Raw genomic sequence first — 16,953 nt, forward strand, 5'->3', positions numbered from 1 at the left:
TTGCTTTAACCGTATTGGAACAGGCATACACACAATGTGGTATTCTGTTTTTATCCCTTCAGGAATGAGGGAAATTTGCCCTAATTCTGAACCTTTGCGGCCTTCACCGCAAAGCAAATAACTACATGTGACAATGTCGAAACAAGGAGCGAACCATGCAGGTCAGCAGAAGGCAGTTCTTTAAGATCTGCGCTGGCGGTATGGCGGGAACCACGGCAGCAGCGCTGGGCTTTGCCCCGGCAACTGCGCTCGCGGAGACACGGCAGTACAAATTGCTGCGCACGCGCGAAACCCGTAACACCTGCACATACTGTTCTGTCGGCTGTGGGCTGTTGATGTATAGCCTCGGCGACGGCGCGAAAAACGCCAAAGCATCCATTTTCCATATCGAAGGCGATCCGGATCATCCGGTCAACCGTGGTGCGCTCTGTCCGAAAGGGGCTGGTCTGGTGGACTTTATCCATTCTGAAAGCCGCCTGAAATTCCCGGAATATCGCGCGCCAGGCTCCGATAAATGGCAGCAAATCAGTTGGGACGAAGCGTTCGATCGCATCGCCAAGCTGATGAAAGAGGACCGCGACGCCAACTTTATCGCGCAAAACGACGCCGGCACCACCGTCAACCGCTGGTTGACTACCGGGATGCTGTGCGCCTCCGCCTCCAGTAACGAAACCGGCTATTTAACGCAAAAATTCACCCGCGCCCTCGGGATGCTGGCGGTGGATAACCAGGCGCGTGTCTGACACGGACCAACGGTAGCAAGTCTTGCTCCAACATTTGGTCGCGGTGCGATGACCAACCACTGGGTTGATATTAAAAACGCCAACCTGGTCGTAGTGATGGGCGGTAACGCCGCAGAAGCGCATCCGGTGGGGTTCCGCTGGGCGATGGAAGCCAAAATTCATAACGGCGCCAAGCTCATCGTTATCGATCCGCGCTTTACGCGTACGGCGTCGGTGGCTGATTTCTATACCCCGATTCGTTCCGGTACCGACATTACCTTCCTGTCGGGCGTGATCCTGTATCTGCTGAATAACGAAAAATTCAACCGCGAATACACCGAAGCCTATACCAACGCCAGCCTGATCGTGCGTGAGGACTACAGCTTTGATGATGGTCTGTTCAGCGGCTACGATGCCGAAAAACGCCAGTATGACAAAACCAGCTGGAACTATGAACTGGATGAAAACGGCTTCGCCAAACGCGATACCACGCTGCAGCATCCACGCTGCGTCTGGAATCTGCTAAAACAGCACGTTTCCCGTTATACCCCGGATGTGGTCGAAAACATCTGCGGTACGCCGAAGGCCGACTTCCTCAAAGTCTGTGAATACATTGCTGAAACCAGCGCGCCGGATAAGACCGCATCGTTCCTGTACGCTCTCGGCTGGACCCAGCACTCCATCGGTGCGCAGAATATCCGCACCATGGCGATGATCCAGCTGCTGCTCGGCAACATGGGGATGGCGGGCGGCGGCGTCAACGCCCTGCGCGGCCACTCCAATATCCAGGGTCTGACCGACCTCGGCCTGCTCTCCACCAGCCTGCCAGGCTACATGTCGCTGCCGAACGAAAAACAGGCCGACCTGCAGACCTACCTGACGGCTAACACGCCGAAGCCGCTGCTGAAAGACCAGGTCAACTACTGGGGCAACTATCCGAAGTTCTTCGTCTCCATGATGAAAGCCTTCTTCGGCGACAAAGCCACCGCGGAAAACAGCTGGGGCTATGACTGGCTGCCGAAGTGGGATAAGAGCTACGACGTTCTGCAGTACTTCGAGATGATGAATCAGGGCAAAGTGAATGGCTATATTTGCCAGGGCTTTAACCCGGTCGCCTCGTTCCCGAACAAAAACAAGGTCGTCGCTTCCCTGTCGAAGCTGAAGTTCCTCGTGACTATCGACCCGCTCAATACCGAAACGTCCACCTTCTGGCAAAACCATGGTGAGTCGAACGATGTCGATCCGGCGAAAATCCAGACCGAAGTGTTCCGTCTGCCCTCCACCTGCTTCGCCGAAGAGAATGGGTCTATCGTCAACTCCGGCCGCTGGCTGCAGTGGCACTGGAAAGGCGCGGACGCCCCGGGGATCGCCGTCACCGATGGTGAAATTCTCGCCGGTATCTTCACTCGCCTGCGTAAGATGTATGCCGAAGAGGGTGGCCCGGCGCCGGAGCCGGTGCTCAACATGACGTGGAACTACTCCACGCCACACGAGCCGGCATCGGAAGAAGTGGCGATGGAAAGCAACGGTAAAGCGCTGGCGGATATCACCGACCCGGCAACCGGCGCGGTGATCGTCAAGAAAGGCCAACAGCTGAGCTCCTTTGCGCAGCTGCGAGATGATGGCACCACCTCCAGCGGCTGCTGGATCTTCGCCGGGAGCTGGACGCCGGAAGGTAACCAGATGGCGCGCCGCGATAACGCCGATCCATCCGGTCTCGGCAATACCCTGGGCTGGGCCTGGGCCTGGCCGCTCAACCGCCGCATCCTGTATAACCGCGCCTCCGCGGACCCGCAGGGTAAACCGTGGGATCCGAAGCGTCAGTTGCTGAAATGGGACGGCGCCAAATGGGGCGGCGTGGATATTCCGGACTACAGCGCCGCCGCGCCTGGCAGCGACGTCGGTCCGTTTATCATGCAGCCGGAAGGGATGGGCCGTCTGTTCGCTATCGACAAGATGGCGGAAGGACCGTTCCCGGAACACTACGAGCCGTTTGAAACGCCGCTCGGGACCAACCCGCTGCACCCGAACGTGGTCTCTAACCCGGCCGCTCGCGTCTTCAAAGGCGATCTCGAGCAGATGGGTAAGGCCGAGAAGTTCCCGTACGTCGGCACCACTTACCGTCTGACCGAGCACTTCCACTACTGGACCAAGCATGCGCTACTTAACGCCATCGCCCAGCCGGAACAGTTCGTGGAGATCGGCGAAAAACTGGCGAATAAGCTCGGCATCGGCCACGGCGATACCGTGAAAGTTTCCTCCAACCGCGGCTATATCAAAGCCAAGGCGGTGGTGACCAAACGTATTCGCACGCTGAAAGTTGACGGTAAGGATATCGATACCATCGGCATTCCTATTCACTGGGGCTATGAGGGCGTGGCGAAAAAAGGCTTTATTGCCAATACCCTGACGCCGTTCGTCGGTGATGCGAATACGCAGACGCCGGAGTTCAAAGCTTTCCTTGTGAACGTGGAAAAGGTGTAACGGAGACGACTTATGGCTTACCAATCGCAAGATATTATTCGTCGTTCCGCGACTAACGGTTTCACCCCCGCGCCTCAGGCGCGGGACCACCAGCAGGAGGTGGCGAAGCTTATCGACGTCACCACCTGTATCGGCTGCAAAGCCTGTCAGGTGGCCTGCTCCGAATGGAACGATATTCGTGATGAAGTCGGTCACAATGTCGGGGTGTATGACAACCCGGCGGACCTGACCGCCAAGTCATGGACGGTCATGCGCTTCTCGGAGGTGGAACAAAACGACAAGCTGGAATGGCTCATCCGCAAGGATGGCTGCATGCACTGCGCGGACCCGGGCTGCCTGAAGGCCTGCCCGTCAGAAGGCGCGATCATTCAGTACGCCAACGGTATTGTCGACTTCCAGTCCGAGCAGTGCATCGGCTGCGGCTACTGTATCGCCGGCTGTCCGTTCGATGTACCGCGTCTGAACCCGGAAGACAACCGCGTCTACAAATGTACCCTGTGCGTAGACCGCGTGACCGTCGGCCAGGAGCCTGCCTGCGTGAAAACCTGTCCGACCGGCGCAATCCACTTTGGCTCCAAAGAGGATATGAAAACGCTGGCCGGCGAACGCGTGGCTGAGCTGAAAACCCGCGGTTATGACAATGCGGGCCTGTACGATCCGGCCGGCGTCGGTGGCACCCACGTCATGTACGTGCTGCACCATGCCGACAAGCCGAATCTGTACCACGGCCTGCCGGAAAACCCGGAGATCAGCCAGACCGTCAAGTTCTGGAAAGGCATCTGGAAACCGCTGGCGGCCGTCGGCTTCGCCGCGACCTTCGCAGCCAGTATCTTCCACTACGTCGGCGTCGGTCCGAACCGCGCGGAAGAGGAAGAGGACAATCTGCATGAAGAGAAAGACGAGGTGCGCAAATGAAAAGACGTGACACCATCGTGCGCTACACGGCGCCGGAACGCATCAACCACTGGGTCACCGCCTTCTGCTTCGTCCTGGCGGCGGTGAGCGGGTTAGGCTTTTTCTTCCCGTCCTTTAACTGGCTGATGCATATCCTCGGCACGCCGCAGCTGGCGCGAATTCTCCACCCGTTCGTCGGGGTGGTGATGTTCGCGTCGTTTATCATCATGTTTTTCCGTTACTGGCATCACAACCTAATCAATCGGGATGATATCTTTTGGGCGAAGAATATTCGTAAGATCGTCGTCAACGAGGAGGTGGGCGATACCGGGCGCTATAACTTCGGCCAGAAATGCGTATTCTGGGCGGCGATTATCTTCCTGGTACTGCTGCTGGTGAGCGGTGTGATCATCTGGCGTCCGTATTTTGCGCCGGCTTTCTCAATCCCGGTGATCCGATTTGCGCTGATGCTGCATTCATTTGCCGCAGTGGCGTTAATTGTGGTTATCATGGTGCATATCTACGCCGCCCTCTGGGTGAAAGGCACCATTACCGCGATGGTGGAAGGCTGGGTTACCAAAACGTGGGCGAAGAAACATCACCCGCGCTGGTACCGAGAGGTCCGCCAGAAACAGGAAAAGTCATCTGAATGAGTATTCGCATAATCCCGCAAGACGAGCTGGGTTCGAGCGAGAAACGCACGGCGGAAGCAATTCCGCCGTTACTGTTCCCCAGGCTGAAAAATCTGTATAACCGCCGCGCTGAACGCTTGCGCGAGCTGGCCGCTAATAACCCGCTAGGCGATTACCTGCGCTTTGCCGCGCTGATTGCCCATGCCCAGGAAGTAGTGCTGTACGACCATCCGCTGCAGATGGATCTCACCGCCCGCATTAAAGCGGCCAGCGAACAGGGCAAGCCGCCGCTGGATATCCACGTCCTGCCGCGCGACAAGCACTGGCACAAGCTGTTGCACTCGCTGATTGCCGAGCTGAAGCCGGAAATGAGCGGCCCGGCGCTGGCGGTCATTGAGAATCTGGAAAAAGCCTCTGAGCAGGAGCTGGAGCAGATGGCCAGCGCGCTGTTTGTTTCCGATTTCGCCTCCGTCAGTAGCGACAAAGCGCCGTTCATCTGGGCTGCGCTGTCGCTCTACTGGGCGCAGATGGCCAGTCTGATCCCAGGAAAAGCGCGCGCCGAATACGGCGAACAGCGCCAGTTCTGCCCGGTGTGCGGCTCGATGCCTGTCTCCAGCATCGTGCAAATCGGCACCACTCAGGGGCTGCGCTATCTGCACTGCAACCTGTGCGAAACTGAGTGGCACGTAGTACGCGTCAAGTGCAGCAACTGCGAGCAGAGCCGCGACCTGCACTACTGGTCGCTGGACAACGAGCAGGCGGCGGTGAAAGCCGAAAGCTGCGGCGACTGCGGAACCTACCTGAAGATTATGTATCAGGAGAAGGATCCGAAAGTCGAAGCCGTCGCCGACGATTTGGCCTCCCTGGTGCTCGACGCCCGCATGGAACAGGAGGGCTTCGCCAGAAGCTCAATTAACCCGTTCATGTTCCCCGGCGAAGGGGAGTAAGTTCTGCAGTATGATTTCGGGCGGCTCTTGTCGCCCGTTTTCCTTCTTGTGACACGAACGTGCGCAGGGATTATTCACACGCGTCACTGACCGTTATCAGAGGCCAACCTTTGGCTGGAGATATTCGTTTCAGACGAGTCTGTCGCTCACTTGTCGTCCTCCTGCCACTCGAATTATTCAGGGTGGATTTCGTACGGCGTGACTACGCCAGGAATACCGGCAAAATCCTTCGTATTCCGCGTAATTAGTTCCAGACGATGGAGTTGCGCCGTCGCCAGAATGATGGCATCCGGCAGCTTAAGCTTATACTCCTGCCGCAGCGCAACGCTTCGCTCTGCAATATCCTGTGAGATGTTAATGATATTAAAGGTGCTCAGCGCCATTCGCGTGCGCTGCTCCTGGTGATATTTTTTAGCGCCAACCATCACCTCCATCCAGGTAATCAGACTGATCGCATTCTGCGGTGGCCAGGCCTCCAGCGCCTGTTTGGCTTCGCGACGCCCGCTAAATAAATCAATAAGAATATTGGTATCAAAAAGCGCAGATCCGGAGGTCATTACCACTCCTTGCGTAGCTGACGTTGATATTCCATGCCGTCTTCTTCGCAGTCTTGCCACAGACCCAGCGCACTGGAGATGGTATCTTTAGCTCGATCTTGTTTCTCCAGATATTGTTCAACCGCTTCACGTAACAGTTCCGCTCGCGGAATGTTACGCTGCACTTTGAGGTCATCGAGACGTTGAATGACATCGTCTGATAAATCGAGAAGAATTCTGCCCATATCCCTTTCAGCCATCATGCTCATATATACCTCAAGTATATCACCAGTGATGAAGTTATGAGCAAGCTACAGCTTTTGAAATCGGAAACAAACAGGATTTTGTCAGGTAAACTCTTTTTTGCGAGCCGCTTTCCATAATGCACAGGCGACCTCAACAGGCCTGTCTTTTCGCCATAATCCAGGCTATAACACTGGATATTAAAACAGTATAAGGAACTTCATATGGCGCTGGAAAAAGGGATTGCTTCGCTGGTTGAGGCATTTATTGCGGCAGGTCGTCCGTCATCACGCGATCAGCATATTGATGATCGGAGGGCCGGCTATATCGCCAGTGCGGTACTCGCCGGGGAGACGGAAACGCGAGTGCGGGTGGAGGATATCACCCTGGAGGGTATGCACTTCCGCGTCGTTTCACCGCCCACTGCCGACGGCCTGCTACCCACGCTTATCTACTACCACGGCGGCTGTTTTGTCAGCGGCGGCTTTGCCACCCATGACAATCAATTGCGCCAGCTTGCCTGGTTCAGTGGGTGCCGGGTGATCGCCGTGCAGTATCGTCTGGCCCCGGAGTACCCTTTTCCGGCGGCGCACGATGATGCAGAACGAGGTGCCACGATTATTCACCAGCACGCAAAACAGCTTGGCGTGGATGTTTCGCGCATCACCCTGGCCGGCGACAGCGCCGGCGGGCACCTCGCTCTGGTCACGGCCCTGCGCCTGAAAGCGAAAGCGGCGTGGCAACCCGCGCAACTGATCCTGATTTATCCGATGCTTGACCCCACCGCCAGCATGGCGAGCTACCTCAGCAATGGCGATGACTATGTGATTACCCGGGACACGCTACTGAGCGGCTACGAAATGTACCTCGCCTCGACGCCGGCAAACCATCCGGATGCCTGTCCGCTCTGGCGCGAAGATTTTAACGGGCTGCCACCGGTACACATTCTGACGGCGGAGTTCGATCCTTTACGTGATGAGGGCGAAGTGCTGTACCGAAGGCTGACGGAGCAAGGGGTGGAGAGTTCCTGTCAGCGCTATCTGGGGGTGATCCACGGCTTCTTTCAGCTGGGAGGCGTCAGCAACGCCGCGCGTGATGCCATGCGGGATATCGCCTGGCGTGTGGCATCGCCAGGACGATAACTGCCCCAGGCGCTTACTCTTCCTCGTTGCCGCCCTCTTCGTACGAGCCAAAGGGCTTCGCCGGCAACACGATGTAGATCCCCTCGAAAACGGCGCCCTGTTTATCGTCGCCAAAAAGCTCCACCTGCATTTGCACGCGGGCTTTACGCCCGCGCGCCAGTCGGTCGAGATCGCCGCTCAGAGAACCGAGGTCGGCGATGGCGCTGGGGCGGCCGCTAATAGGCTGGCTGTAGCGGATATGCGCATCCGCCAGAATAATGGTGCCTCCCAGGTGCCGCTCGCGCAGCATCAGCCAGATAAGCCCCCATCCGGTTAAGGTAGCGAGCGAAAACAGGCTGCCGGCGAACAGCGTATGGTGCGGATTCTGGTTCCCCGCCTCCGGCATGGTGGTAATAAATTTCTGCCCGGTGTACTGCTGAATACGTACGCCCATTTTTTCACTCAGCGGAATATGCTGATACCACGCCTGCTGGAGCTGTGCGCACCAGTCGCCGCGGTGCAAAATATCGTCCAGCGACGCGACCGGTTTGATCATCAGAAAATGACGGATCGGCGTGGTGGTCGGGGTGGTGATCTCCCCCTGATTGACAAATCCGAGCTTGGCGAAAAATTCCACCGCATCTTCGCGCGCGCTGCAGGTAACCCGCTTAACCCCTTCCTGACGCGCGACGGACTCCAGGGTCATCGCCATCAGCGTACCCAGCCCTTTATCCTGCACCGAGGGATGCACAGCCATAAAGCGGATGGAGGCTTCATTCTCCGCATTGATATATAGCCGGCCGACGGCAACCAGGTTGCCCTCTTCATCCACTACCATCTGATGATGCGCCATCGCATCCCAGGCGTCACGTTCCGATCCCTTAGGCTGATGCAGCGGCTTACGCAGCATCTCCCAGCGGAACTGGTAGTAGCTCTCTAACTCTTCTGCTGTTTGCGGTACACGAAGGTGATACATAGTCGTACTCTCTTTTGTTACCCGCAGCCTGCCCGGAAGCTGGGTCATACCTGCAACCAAAAGGTCACGGGACCATCATTGACCAAAGAAACCTGCATATCCGCAGCGAATCTTCCGGTCTGGGTGTGCATTTCCTGCTGGCGACAGCGGGCGACGAAATACTCATACAGCGCCTCAGCGCGGTCAGGGGCAGCGCCTTTCGAGAAGCTCGGTCGCATCCCCCGCTCGGTATCGGCCGCCAGCGTAAATTGCGAAACCACCAGCACGCTGCCGCCCGCCTGCTGGACATTCAGGTTCATTTTCCCTTCCGCATCGCTGAAGATGCGGTAGCCCAGCACGCGTTCACAAAGGCGATTCGCCTTTTGTTCATCATCGTCTTTCTCGACGCCCAGCAGCACCAGAAGCCCTGGGCCAATTTCGCCCGTCACCTCGTCCGCCACGGTAACGCTTGCACGGGATACGCGTTGAATTAATGCAATCATGGTTGTTCTGTTTCTTCTGTTTCAAGTTTGCGGTATTCACCGAGAGTGACAGTAATTTCAGCGCCAAGCAAGACGATACACCAGGTCCAGTACACCCAGACGAACAAAATCGGCACCACCGAAATCACCCCATAAATTAGCTGATAGGACGGAAAGGTGGTGATATAGAGGGCAAACGCCTTTTTACCTGCCTCAAACAGCAGCGCCGCCACCAGCGCCCCGATCACCGCGTCGCGGTTACGTACCTGGGTAGTCGGTACAATACTATAGAGCAGCCAGAACGCTGCCCAGGAGAGGATCAGCGGAAATAGGCGGAGCAGATTATCAATTACGCCGTCCAGGTCGCTTGCCCAGCGCAGCGACAGCAAATAGGAACTGATCGCCAGGCTGGCGCCCGCCAGCAGCGGGCCGAGGGTCAGGATCATCCAGTAAACGGCAAAGGAATAAACTTTGGGGCGGCTGCGCGTGCTGCGCCAGATGGTGTTTAGCGCGCTGTCGATCGAGTACATCAGCAGCAGCGAGGTGACGATCAGGCCAAAGGCGCCTACGGCGGTCATGCGGCTGGAGTTGGCCACGAACTGCTCGATATATCCCTGGATTACATCCCCGGTCGCCGGAATAAAATTGGCGAAGATAAAATGACGGATCTGCACGCTGACTTCGGAGAACATAGGAAAGGCCGCAAACAGCGCGAACACGACGGCAATCAGCGGCACCAGGGACAGTAATGACACATAGGCGAGGTTCCCCGCCAGGGTGGTCATATGATCTTCATCAATGCGCCGCCACAGCAGCTTTAGCCACGCCAGCAGCGGCCGGGTATGGTGGAGTAATTTTTGATGAACGGTTTTTAGCATAGCTGTTTCGCGAAATAGTCAGGGATGGTCTCCTTACCAGTCACCAGGATACTGGTGATCCCCAACCGGTTGGCCCCTGCTATATTATCGACGTTATCATCAAAAAAGACCGTATCCGCGGCGGAAAACCCCTCTTCTTCCAGTACTCGCAGATAAATTTGCGCTTCAGGCTTACGCAATCCCATCTCCTGCGACAGATAAATGCGATCGGCGGCCGCGCGCACTTCCGGGTATTCATCGGGCCAGAACGTGGTGTGCAGACGATTGGTATTGGAGAGCACCACCACCCGATGCCCCTGGGCACGAAGTTTATGCATGATGGTAATCACCTCCGGGCGCAGCGCGACAAACACCGCCTGCCAGCCGTGAGCAAACTGTTCATAGCTGAGGGGCATATTCATTTCATGGCACATGGCGGCGGCAAAGTCTTCATCGCTGAGCTCGCCGCGCTCATGCTGATGGAAAGCCTCACCCATGGTGAAATGCTGCTTCAGCGTCGCCAGCGGGATGCGGGTTAAATCGCTCCAGGCTCCCAATACCCGGTTGAAGTCAATGTCGACAATCACATTACCTAAATCAAAGATATAGAGCATTTTTGTCTCCTTCCGCGCCGTGGAAAATTAACTTTAGCGGGAAAGGCTGGATTTGACTATTGGCGTGTGATGCAGGAATGAAAAAAAGAAACCCCGCCGGAGAGGCGGGGTTTAGCGAACAACAAGAAGAAAAAATTACTCTTCTTTTGCACCGCGCATCGCGCGTTTACGGTCGTTCTCGGTCAGGTGACGTTTACGGATACGGATAGAGGTCGGAGTAACTTCTACCAGTTCGTCGTCATCGATGAACTCCAGAGCCTGCTCCAGGGTCATCTTAACCGGCGGAACCAGAACCGTGGCTTCGTCAGTACCAGACGCACGCATGTTGGTCAGTTTCTTACCGGTCAGGCAGTTTACCGTCAGGTCGTTGGAACGGCTGTGAATACCGATGATCTGGCCTTCGTAAACTTCAGCGCCGTGGCCGAGGAATAGCTTACCGCGATCCTGCAGACCGAACAGCGCGAACGCTACCGCTTTACCCTGACCGTTGGAGATCAGTACGCCGTTGTTACGCTGGCCCACTTCGCCCGGACGAACGTCGTCGTAGTGGCTGAAGGTGGAGTAAAGCAGACCGGTACCGGAGGTCATGGTCATGAACTCTGAACGGAAGCCGATCAGACCGCGGCTTGGGATCACGTAGTCGAGACGTACGCGGCCTTTACCGTCCGGATTCATGTTTTTCAGGTCGCCTTTACGCTCGCCCAGCGCCTGCATGACAGAACCCTGATGCTGCTCTTCGACGTCCAGCGTCACGTTCTCGAACGGCTCTTGTTTACGGCCGTCGATTTCACGGAAGATAACTTTCGGACGGGAAACCGCCATCTCGAAACCTTCACGACGCATGTTTTCAATCAGAACGGACAGGTGCAGTTCACCACGGCCGGAAACGCGGAACGCATCAGCGTCTTCGGTTTCTTCAACGCGCAGCGCCACGTTGTGCACCAGCTCTTTATTCAGACGGTCCAGGATCTGGCGAGAGGTAACGAACTTACCTTCTTTACCGCAGAACGGAGAGGTGTTGACGTTGAAGAACATGGAAACGGTCGGCTCATCAACGGACAGGGCCGGCAGCGCTTCGACATTCTGCGGGTCGCAGATGGTGTCGGAGATGTTCAGCTCGCCCAGACCGGTGATCGCGATAATGTCGCCAGCTTCAGCTACGTCGCTCTCAATTCGCTCCAGACCCAGGTGAGTCAGCACTTTACCGACTTTACCGTTACGGGTTTTGCCTTCGCTATCGATGATAGTGACCTGCTGGTTCGGCTTCACTTTACCGCGCTTGATGCGGCCGATGCCGATAACACCAACGTAGTTGTTGTAGTCCAGCTGGGAGATCTGCATCTGCAGCGGACCGTCAAGATCAACGTCCGGCGCCGGCACGCGATCGACAATCGCCTGGTACAGCGGGGTCATGTCGTCAGCCATGTCTTCGTGATCCAGACCCGCGATACCGTTCAGCGCGGACGCGTAAACGATCGGGAAGTCCAGCTGTTCGTCGGTCGCATCGAGGTTAACGAACAGGTCGAACACCTGATCGACAACCCAGTCCGGACGCGCGCCCGGGCGGTCAACTTTGTTGATGACCACGATCGGCTTCAGACCGTGGGCAAAAGCTTTTTTGGTCACGAAGCGCGTTTGCGGCATCGGGCCATCAAAGGCATCTACCACCAGCAGCACAGAGTCAACCATGGACATAACACGCTCAACTTCACCTCCGAAGTCGGCGTGCCCTGGGGTATCAACGATGTTGATACGGTAATCATTCCATTTGATTGCGGTGTTTTTCGCGAGGATGGTAATCCCACGCTCTTTCTCCAAATCGTTGGAGTCCATCACACGTTCTTGTGCTTCAGTACGTGCGTCGAACGTACCGGATTGCTGTAGCAGCTTGTCAACCAGGGTAGTTTTACCATGGTCAACGTGCGCGATGATGGCGATATTACGCAGATTTTCGATCACAACTTTGCCTCAGGCATTAGAAATAGCGCGTTATTGTACACGTATTAAGCGAAGGACTGAACAGGATCACAAACATCCTCCGCAAACAAGTATTGCAGAGTTTCTTTGTGACCGCTTTCACGGAGCGATAAAAGGGCACCGTAACAAAAATTGCACCAAAATGGTGCTCAATGTTCACACTGAAGCACTATTTTGGTGCATTATCTCCATCATGGTGCAGTCCTTTTGCACTATGGTGCGCATGATACAGCGTTTTATGGGGCATTTAAAAGTTGGCACAGATTTCGCTTTATATTTTTTAAGGCAACAACGCCACTTTTAAGCAGTATGAAGTTTTCGTTACCACGACGACAATGACCAATCCGGGAGAGTTTAAGTATGTCCGCTGAACACGTTTTGACGATGCTGAACGAGCACGAAGTGAAGTTTGTCGATCTGCGCTTCACCGATACCAAAGGTAAAGAACAGCACGTCACGATTCCGTCTCATCAGGTAAATGCCGAATTCTTCGAAGAAGGCAAAATGTTTGATGGCTCCTCGATTGGTGGCTGGAAAGGTATCAACGAATCTGACATGGTCCTGATGCCGGACGCGTCCACCGCGGTCATTGACCCGTTCTACGAAGAACCGACCCTGATCATCCGCTGCGATATCCTCGAGCCAGGCACCCTGCAGGGCTATGACCGTGACCCGCGCTCCATCGCGAAACGCGCTGAAGAGTACCTGCGCGCCACCGGCATCGCTGATACCGTCCTGTTCGGGCCAGAACCAGAATTCTTCCTGTTCGACGACATCCGTTTTGGCGCCTCTATCTCCGGCTCCCATGTCGCGATCGATGACATTGAAGGTGCGTGGAACTCCTCCACCAAATACGAAGGCGGTAACAAAGGTCACCGTCCGGGCGTGAAAGGGGGTTACTTCCCGGTTCCGCCAGTAGACTCTTCTCAGGACATCCGTTCCACCATGTGTATGATCATGGAAGAGATGGGTCTGGTTGTTGAAGCCCATCACCATGAAGTAGCAACCGCAGGTCAGAACGAAGTGGCAACCCGCTTCAATACCATGACCAAAAAAGCGGATGAAATTCAGATTTACAAATACGTTGTTCACAACGTCGCTCACCGCTTTGGTAAAACCGCGACCTTTATGCCGAAACCGATGTTCGGCGACAACGGCTCCGGCATGCACTGCCATATGTCTCTGGCGAAAAACGGTACCAACCTGTTCTCCGGCGACAAATACGCCGGTCTGTCTGAGCAGGCGCTGTTCTACATCGGCGGCGTAATCAAACACGCTAAAGCCATCAACGCCCTGGCGAACCCGACCACCAACTCCTACAAGCGTCTGGTCCCGGGTTACGAAGCGCCGGTTATGCTGGCTTACTCTGCCCGTAACCGCTCTGCCTCTATCCGTATTCCGGTGGTGACCTCTCCGAAAGCGCGTCGTATCGAAGTGCGCTTCCCGGACCCGGCTGCCAACCCGTACCTGTGCTTTGCGGCGCTGCTGATGGCTGGCCTTGATGGTATCAAGAACAAAATCCATCCGGGCGAAGCAATGGATAAAAACCTGTATGACCTGCCGCCGGAAGAAGCGAAAGAGATCCCGCAGGTTGCCGGTTCTCTGGAAGAAGCCCTGCAGGCCCTGGATGCTGACCGCGAGTTCCTGACCGCTGGCGGCGTGTTCACCAATGACGCTATCGATGCCTACATCGCCCTGCGTATGGAAGAGAACGACCGCGTACGCATGACTCCGCATCCGGTTGAGTTCGAACTGTACTACAGCGTCTAATTTTGCTGTAAATCCAGGGTATGTCGTGTTGTGGCGCGAGATGCCCGGGATATTTTGTTGCCGTGGAAACTTTCAGCCCATCTCAGGATGGGCTTTTTTCTCCACCAACACGCTGATCTCGCGAGCTTTTTACCGATAAAAAGCTATACTGCACTAAATTGGTGCATTCATTTTCAGGAGACTGTCGAATGGCAACAGGCACACTGCCCGATGCTGGGCAGATCCTTAACTCCCTTATCAACAGTATTTTACTGGTCGATGATGACCTGGCGGTGCACTTTGCCAACCCTGCGGCGCAGCAGCTGCTGGCGCAGAGCTCGCGCAAGCTGTTTGGCACCCCATTACCTGAGCTGTTGAGCTATTTTTCGTTGAATATCGGGCTGATGCAGGAGAGCCTGCAGGCGGGCCAGGGGTTTACCGATAACGAAGTGACGCTGGTTATCGATGGCCGTTCGCACATCCTGTCGTTGACCGCCCAGCGGCTGCCGGAAGGCTTTATTCTGCTGGAAATGGCGCCGATGGATAATCAGCGCCGCCTGAGCCAGGAGCAGCTGCAGCATGCGCAGCAGGTCGCCGCTCGCGACCTCGTCCGCGGCCTGGCGCATGAGATAAAAAACCCGTTAGGCGGCCTGCGCGGCGCGGCCCAGCTGCTCAGCAAAGCGCTGCCCGACCCGGCGCTAACGGAATATACCAAAGTGATCATTGAGCAGGCCGACCGGTTAAGAAATCTGGTCGACCGCCTGCTCGGACCACAGCATCCGGGCATGCACGTTACCGAAAGCATCCACAAAGTCGCCGAACGGGTAGTTAAACTGGTTTCCATGGAGTTGCCGGACAACGTGAAGTTGATCCGCGATTACGACCCCAGCCTACCAGAGCTACCCCACGACCCGGATCAAATTGAACAGGTGTTGCTGAACATCGTCCGTAATGCGCTGCAGGCGCTGGGGCCGGAAGGGGGCGAAATTATTCTTCGCACCCGCACCGCTTTCCAGCTGACGCTGCACGGGGTGCGTTATCGCCTCGCCGCCCGCATCGACGTTGAAGATAATGGCCCGGGTATTCCGCCCCATCTCCAGGATACGCTGTTCTATCCGATGGTCAGCGGCCGCGAAGGCGGTACCGGCCTGGGCTTATCTATCGCCCGTAGCCTTATCGATCAGCACTCCGGCAAAATTGAATTCACCAGCTGGCCGGGTCATACCGAATTTTCGGTATACCTGCCTATTCGGAAGTAGAGGTGTTTATGCAACGAGGGATAGCCTGGATCGTTGATGACGATAGCTCCATCCGCTGGGTGCTTGAACGCGCGCTCACCGGAGCCGGCTTGAGCTGCACAACGTTCGAAAGCGGCAATGAGGTGCTAGATGCCCTCACCACCAAAACCCCGGATGTACTGCTGTCAGATATCCGTATGCCCGGAATGGATGGTTTGGCGCTGCTCAAACAGATTAAGCAGCGCCATCCAATGCTTCCGGTCATCATAATGACCGCGCATTCCGATCTGGACGCCGCGGTCAGCGCTTATCAGCAGGGCGCGTTTGATTATTTGCCCAAACCTTTTGATATCGATGAAGCCGTCGCCCTCGTCGACCGGGCGATAAGCCACTATCAAGAGCAGCAGCAGCCGCGAAATGCGCCGATAAGTAGCCCAACTGCCGACATCATCGGCGAAGCGCCAGCTATGCAGGATGTCTTTCGCATTATTGGCCGCCTGTCGCGCTCATCCATCAGCGTGCTGATCAATGGCGAATCCGGTACCGGTAAAGAGCTTGTCGCACATGCCCTGCATCGCCATAGTCCACGCTCAAAAGCGCCGTTTATCGCGCTGAATATGGCGGCGATCCCCAAGGACCTGATTGAGTCCGAGCTGTTCGGCCATGAAAAAGGAGCCTTTACCGGCGCCAATACCGTCCGTCAGGGTCGCTTTGAACAGGCTGACGGCGGTACGCTGTTCCTGGATGAAATTGGCGATATGCCGCTTGATGTCCAGACTCGTCTGCTGCGCGTGCTGGCGGATGGTCAGTTTTATCGCGTGGGCGGTTACGCGCCGGTCAAGGTCGATGTGCGGATCATCGCCGCTACCCACCAGAACCTGGAACAGCGCGTGCAGGAGGGGAAATTTCGTGAAGATTTGTTCCACCGCCTGAACGTCATCCGGGTGCATTTACCGCCGCTGCGCGAGCGCCGGGAAGATATTCCACGCCTGGCCCGCCATTTTCTGCAGATAGCCGCCCGCGAGCTCGGCGTTGAAGCCAAACAGCTGCATCCGGAAACGGAGACAGCGCTGACCCGCCTGGCGTGGCCAGGCAACGTCCGTCAGCTGGAAAACACCTGTCGCTGGCTCACCGTCATGGCCGCCGGCCAGGAGGTGCTGACGCAGGATCTGCCGAGCGAACTGTTTGAGACCACGATTCCTGATAGCCCAACGCAGATGCAGCCTGACAGCTGGGCTACGCTGCTGGGTCAGTGGGCCGATCGGGCGTTGCGATCCGGTCATCAAAACCTGCTCTCAGAAGCGCAACCCGAAATGGAGCGCACGCTGCTAACGACCGCCCTGCGCCATACTCAGGGGCACAAGCAGGAGGCTGCGCGCCTGCTGGGATGGGGACGTAATACCCTGACGCGTAAGCTAAAAGAGTTGGGTATGGAGTAGGGTTCAACAGCATGATGAAAAATAGCCGATCGGCGCAAAGTGCTGCTATTTTGTACTTTACTG

At 56.3% G+C, this 16,953-nt stretch carries 15 protein-coding genes; 8 read left to right on the forward strand and 7 right to left on the reverse strand.

Going from position 1 to position 16,953, the window contains the following annotated elements; translation table 11 throughout:
* Positions 1–155: 155 nt before the first annotated feature.
* The 4 genes from fdnG to fdhE are packed head-to-tail and all read left to right on the forward strand — an operon-like array spanning position 156 to position 5,679.
* Entirely contained in the window at positions 156–3,206 is a 3,051-nt protein-coding gene (gene fdnG / locus KB892_RS25210; protein WP_085955160.1) for a formate dehydrogenase-N subunit alpha, read from the forward strand.
* Positions 3,207–3,218: 12 nt separating this feature from the next.
* Positions 3,219–4,121 carry a formate dehydrogenase subunit beta gene (gene fdxH, locus KB892_RS25215; protein ID WP_002882822.1) on the forward strand — a complete coding sequence of 301 codons (903 nt, stop codon included), beginning with the start codon at positions 3,219–3,221 and terminating at the stop codon, positions 4,119–4,121.
* On the forward strand, positions 4,118–4,753 hold the full coding sequence (gene fdoI / locus KB892_RS25220; protein ID WP_002882818.1) for a formate dehydrogenase cytochrome b556 subunit: 636 nt from the start codon (positions 4,118–4,120) through the stop codon (positions 4,751–4,753). Before fdxH ends, fdoI begins: the two co-directional genes overlap by 4 nt.
* Positions 4,750–5,679 (forward strand): formate dehydrogenase accessory protein FdhE, encoded by a 930-nt coding sequence (gene fdhE / locus KB892_RS25225; protein WP_004150358.1) that lies wholly within the window; start codon positions 4,750–4,752, stop codon positions 5,677–5,679. Before fdoI ends, fdhE begins: the two co-directional genes overlap by 4 nt.
* Before the next feature lie 173 nt (positions 5,680–5,852).
* Here the strand turns inward: fdhE and KB892_RS25230 are convergent, their stop codons facing one another.
* Together KB892_RS25230 and KB892_RS25235 are read right to left on the reverse strand one after the other, a co-directional pair.
* On the reverse strand, positions 5,853–6,236 hold the full coding sequence (locus KB892_RS25230; protein WP_002882817.1) for a type II toxin-antitoxin system VapC family toxin: 384 nt from the start codon (positions 6,234–6,236) through the stop codon (positions 5,853–5,855).
* Positions 6,236–6,478 carry a ribbon-helix-helix domain-containing protein gene (locus KB892_RS25235; protein WP_004150355.1) on the reverse strand — a complete coding sequence of 81 codons (243 nt, stop codon included), beginning with the start codon at positions 6,476–6,478 and terminating at the stop codon, positions 6,236–6,238. The genes KB892_RS25230 and KB892_RS25235 overlap by 1 nt, the downstream gene beginning before the upstream one ends.
* Positions 6,479–6,682: 204 nt before the next feature.
* Here KB892_RS25235 and KB892_RS25240 point away from each other — a divergent pair, with 204 nt between their 5' ends.
* Complete coding sequence (locus KB892_RS25240) at positions 6,683–7,600, forward strand: alpha/beta hydrolase (RefSeq protein WP_002882812.1); 918 nt, start codon at positions 6,683–6,685, stop codon at positions 7,598–7,600.
* A 13-nt stretch (positions 7,601–7,613) separates the two neighbouring features.
* Here the strand turns inward: KB892_RS25240 and fabY are convergent, their stop codons facing one another.
* The 5 genes from fabY to typA all read right to left on the reverse strand — a co-directional run bounded on the left by fabY (position 7,614) and on the right by typA (position 12,446).
* Complete coding sequence (gene fabY, locus KB892_RS25245) at positions 7,614–8,555, reverse strand: fatty acid biosynthesis protein FabY (protein ID WP_004178031.1); 942 nt, start codon at positions 8,553–8,555, stop codon at positions 7,614–7,616.
* 44 nt (positions 8,556–8,599) lie between these two features.
* Complete coding sequence (dtd, locus tag KB892_RS25250; protein ID WP_002882809.1) at positions 8,600–9,037, reverse strand: D-aminoacyl-tRNA deacylase; 438 nt, start codon at positions 9,035–9,037, stop codon at positions 8,600–8,602.
* Positions 9,034–9,894 carry a virulence factor BrkB family protein gene (locus KB892_RS25255; protein ID WP_002882807.1) on the reverse strand — a complete coding sequence of 287 codons (861 nt, stop codon included), beginning with the start codon at positions 9,892–9,894 and terminating at the stop codon, positions 9,034–9,036. The genes dtd and KB892_RS25255 overlap by 4 nt, the downstream gene beginning before the upstream one ends.
* Positions 9,888–10,487 (reverse strand): glucose-1-phosphatase, encoded by a 600-nt coding sequence (yihX, locus tag KB892_RS25260; protein ID WP_004151865.1) that lies wholly within the window; start codon positions 10,485–10,487, stop codon positions 9,888–9,890. The genes KB892_RS25255 and yihX overlap by 7 nt, the downstream gene beginning before the upstream one ends.
* A gap of 135 nt (positions 10,488–10,622) precedes the next feature.
* On the reverse strand, positions 10,623–12,446 hold the full coding sequence (typA, locus tag KB892_RS25265) for a ribosome-dependent GTPase TypA (RefSeq protein WP_002882755.1): 1,824 nt from the start codon (positions 12,444–12,446) through the stop codon (positions 10,623–10,625).
* Between the two features lie 378 nt (positions 12,447–12,824).
* Here typA and glnA point away from each other — a divergent pair, with 378 nt between their 5' ends.
* From glnA to glnG, 3 genes are all read left to right on the forward strand, one after another.
* Entirely contained in the window at positions 12,825–14,234 is a 1,410-nt protein-coding gene (gene glnA, locus KB892_RS25270; protein WP_002882753.1) for a glutamate--ammonia ligase, read from the forward strand.
* Between the two features lie 188 nt (positions 14,235–14,422).
* On the forward strand, positions 14,423–15,472 hold the full coding sequence (glnL, locus tag KB892_RS25275) for a nitrogen regulation protein NR(II) (protein ID WP_004146229.1): 1,050 nt from the start codon (positions 14,423–14,425) through the stop codon (positions 15,470–15,472).
* An 8-nt stretch (positions 15,473–15,480) separates the two neighbouring features.
* The gene (gene glnG / locus KB892_RS25280; protein ID WP_002882749.1) at positions 15,481–16,890 is read left to right on the forward strand and encodes a nitrogen regulation protein NR(I); all 1,410 of its coding nucleotides are present in this window, start codon (positions 15,481–15,483) and stop codon (positions 16,888–16,890) included.
* Positions 16,891–16,953 lie beyond the last annotated feature (63 nt).

The sequence above is a fragment of the Klebsiella sp. P1927 genome (genome assembly GCF_018204675.1).
GTDB classification, from domain to species: Bacteria; Pseudomonadota; Gammaproteobacteria; order Enterobacterales; family Enterobacteriaceae; genus Klebsiella; species Klebsiella pneumoniae.

Coding starts and splice junctions, on each gene's coding strand:
- fdoI (WP_002882818.1), top strand. CDS start 4,118: ATGAAAAGACGTGACACCATCGTGCGCTACACGGCGCCGGAACGCATC.
- glnG (WP_002882749.1), top strand. CDS start 15,481: ATGCAACGAGGGATAGCCTGGATCGTTGATGACGATAGCTCCATCCGC.
- yihX (WP_004151865.1), bottom strand. CDS start 10,487: ATGCTCTATATCTTTGATTTAGGTAATGTGATTGTCGACATTGACTTC.
- dtd (WP_002882809.1), bottom strand. CDS start 9,037: ATGATTGCATTAATTCAACGCGTATCCCGTGCAAGCGTTACCGTGGCG.
- KB892_RS25240 (WP_002882812.1), top strand. CDS start 6,683: ATGGCGCTGGAAAAAGGGATTGCTTCGCTGGTTGAGGCATTTATTGCG.
- glnL (WP_004146229.1), top strand. CDS start 14,423: ATGGCAACAGGCACACTGCCCGATGCTGGGCAGATCCTTAACTCCCTT.
- KB892_RS25235 (WP_004150355.1), bottom strand. CDS start 6,478: ATGATGGCTGAAAGGGATATGGGCAGAATTCTTCTCGATTTATCAGAC.
- fdhE (WP_004150358.1), top strand. CDS start 4,750: ATGAGTATTCGCATAATCCCGCAAGACGAGCTGGGTTCGAGCGAGAAA.
- KB892_RS25230 (WP_002882817.1), bottom strand. CDS start 6,236: ATGACCTCCGGATCTGCGCTTTTTGATACCAATATTCTTATTGATTTA.
- KB892_RS25255 (WP_002882807.1), bottom strand. CDS start 9,894: ATGCTAAAAACCGTTCATCAAAAATTACTCCACCATACCCGGCCGCTG.
- fdxH (WP_002882822.1), top strand. CDS start 3,219: ATGGCTTACCAATCGCAAGATATTATTCGTCGTTCCGCGACTAACGGT.
- fabY (WP_004178031.1), bottom strand. CDS start 8,555: ATGTATCACCTTCGTGTACCGCAAACAGCAGAAGAGTTAGAGAGCTAC.
- glnA (WP_002882753.1), top strand. CDS start 12,825: ATGTCCGCTGAACACGTTTTGACGATGCTGAACGAGCACGAAGTGAAG.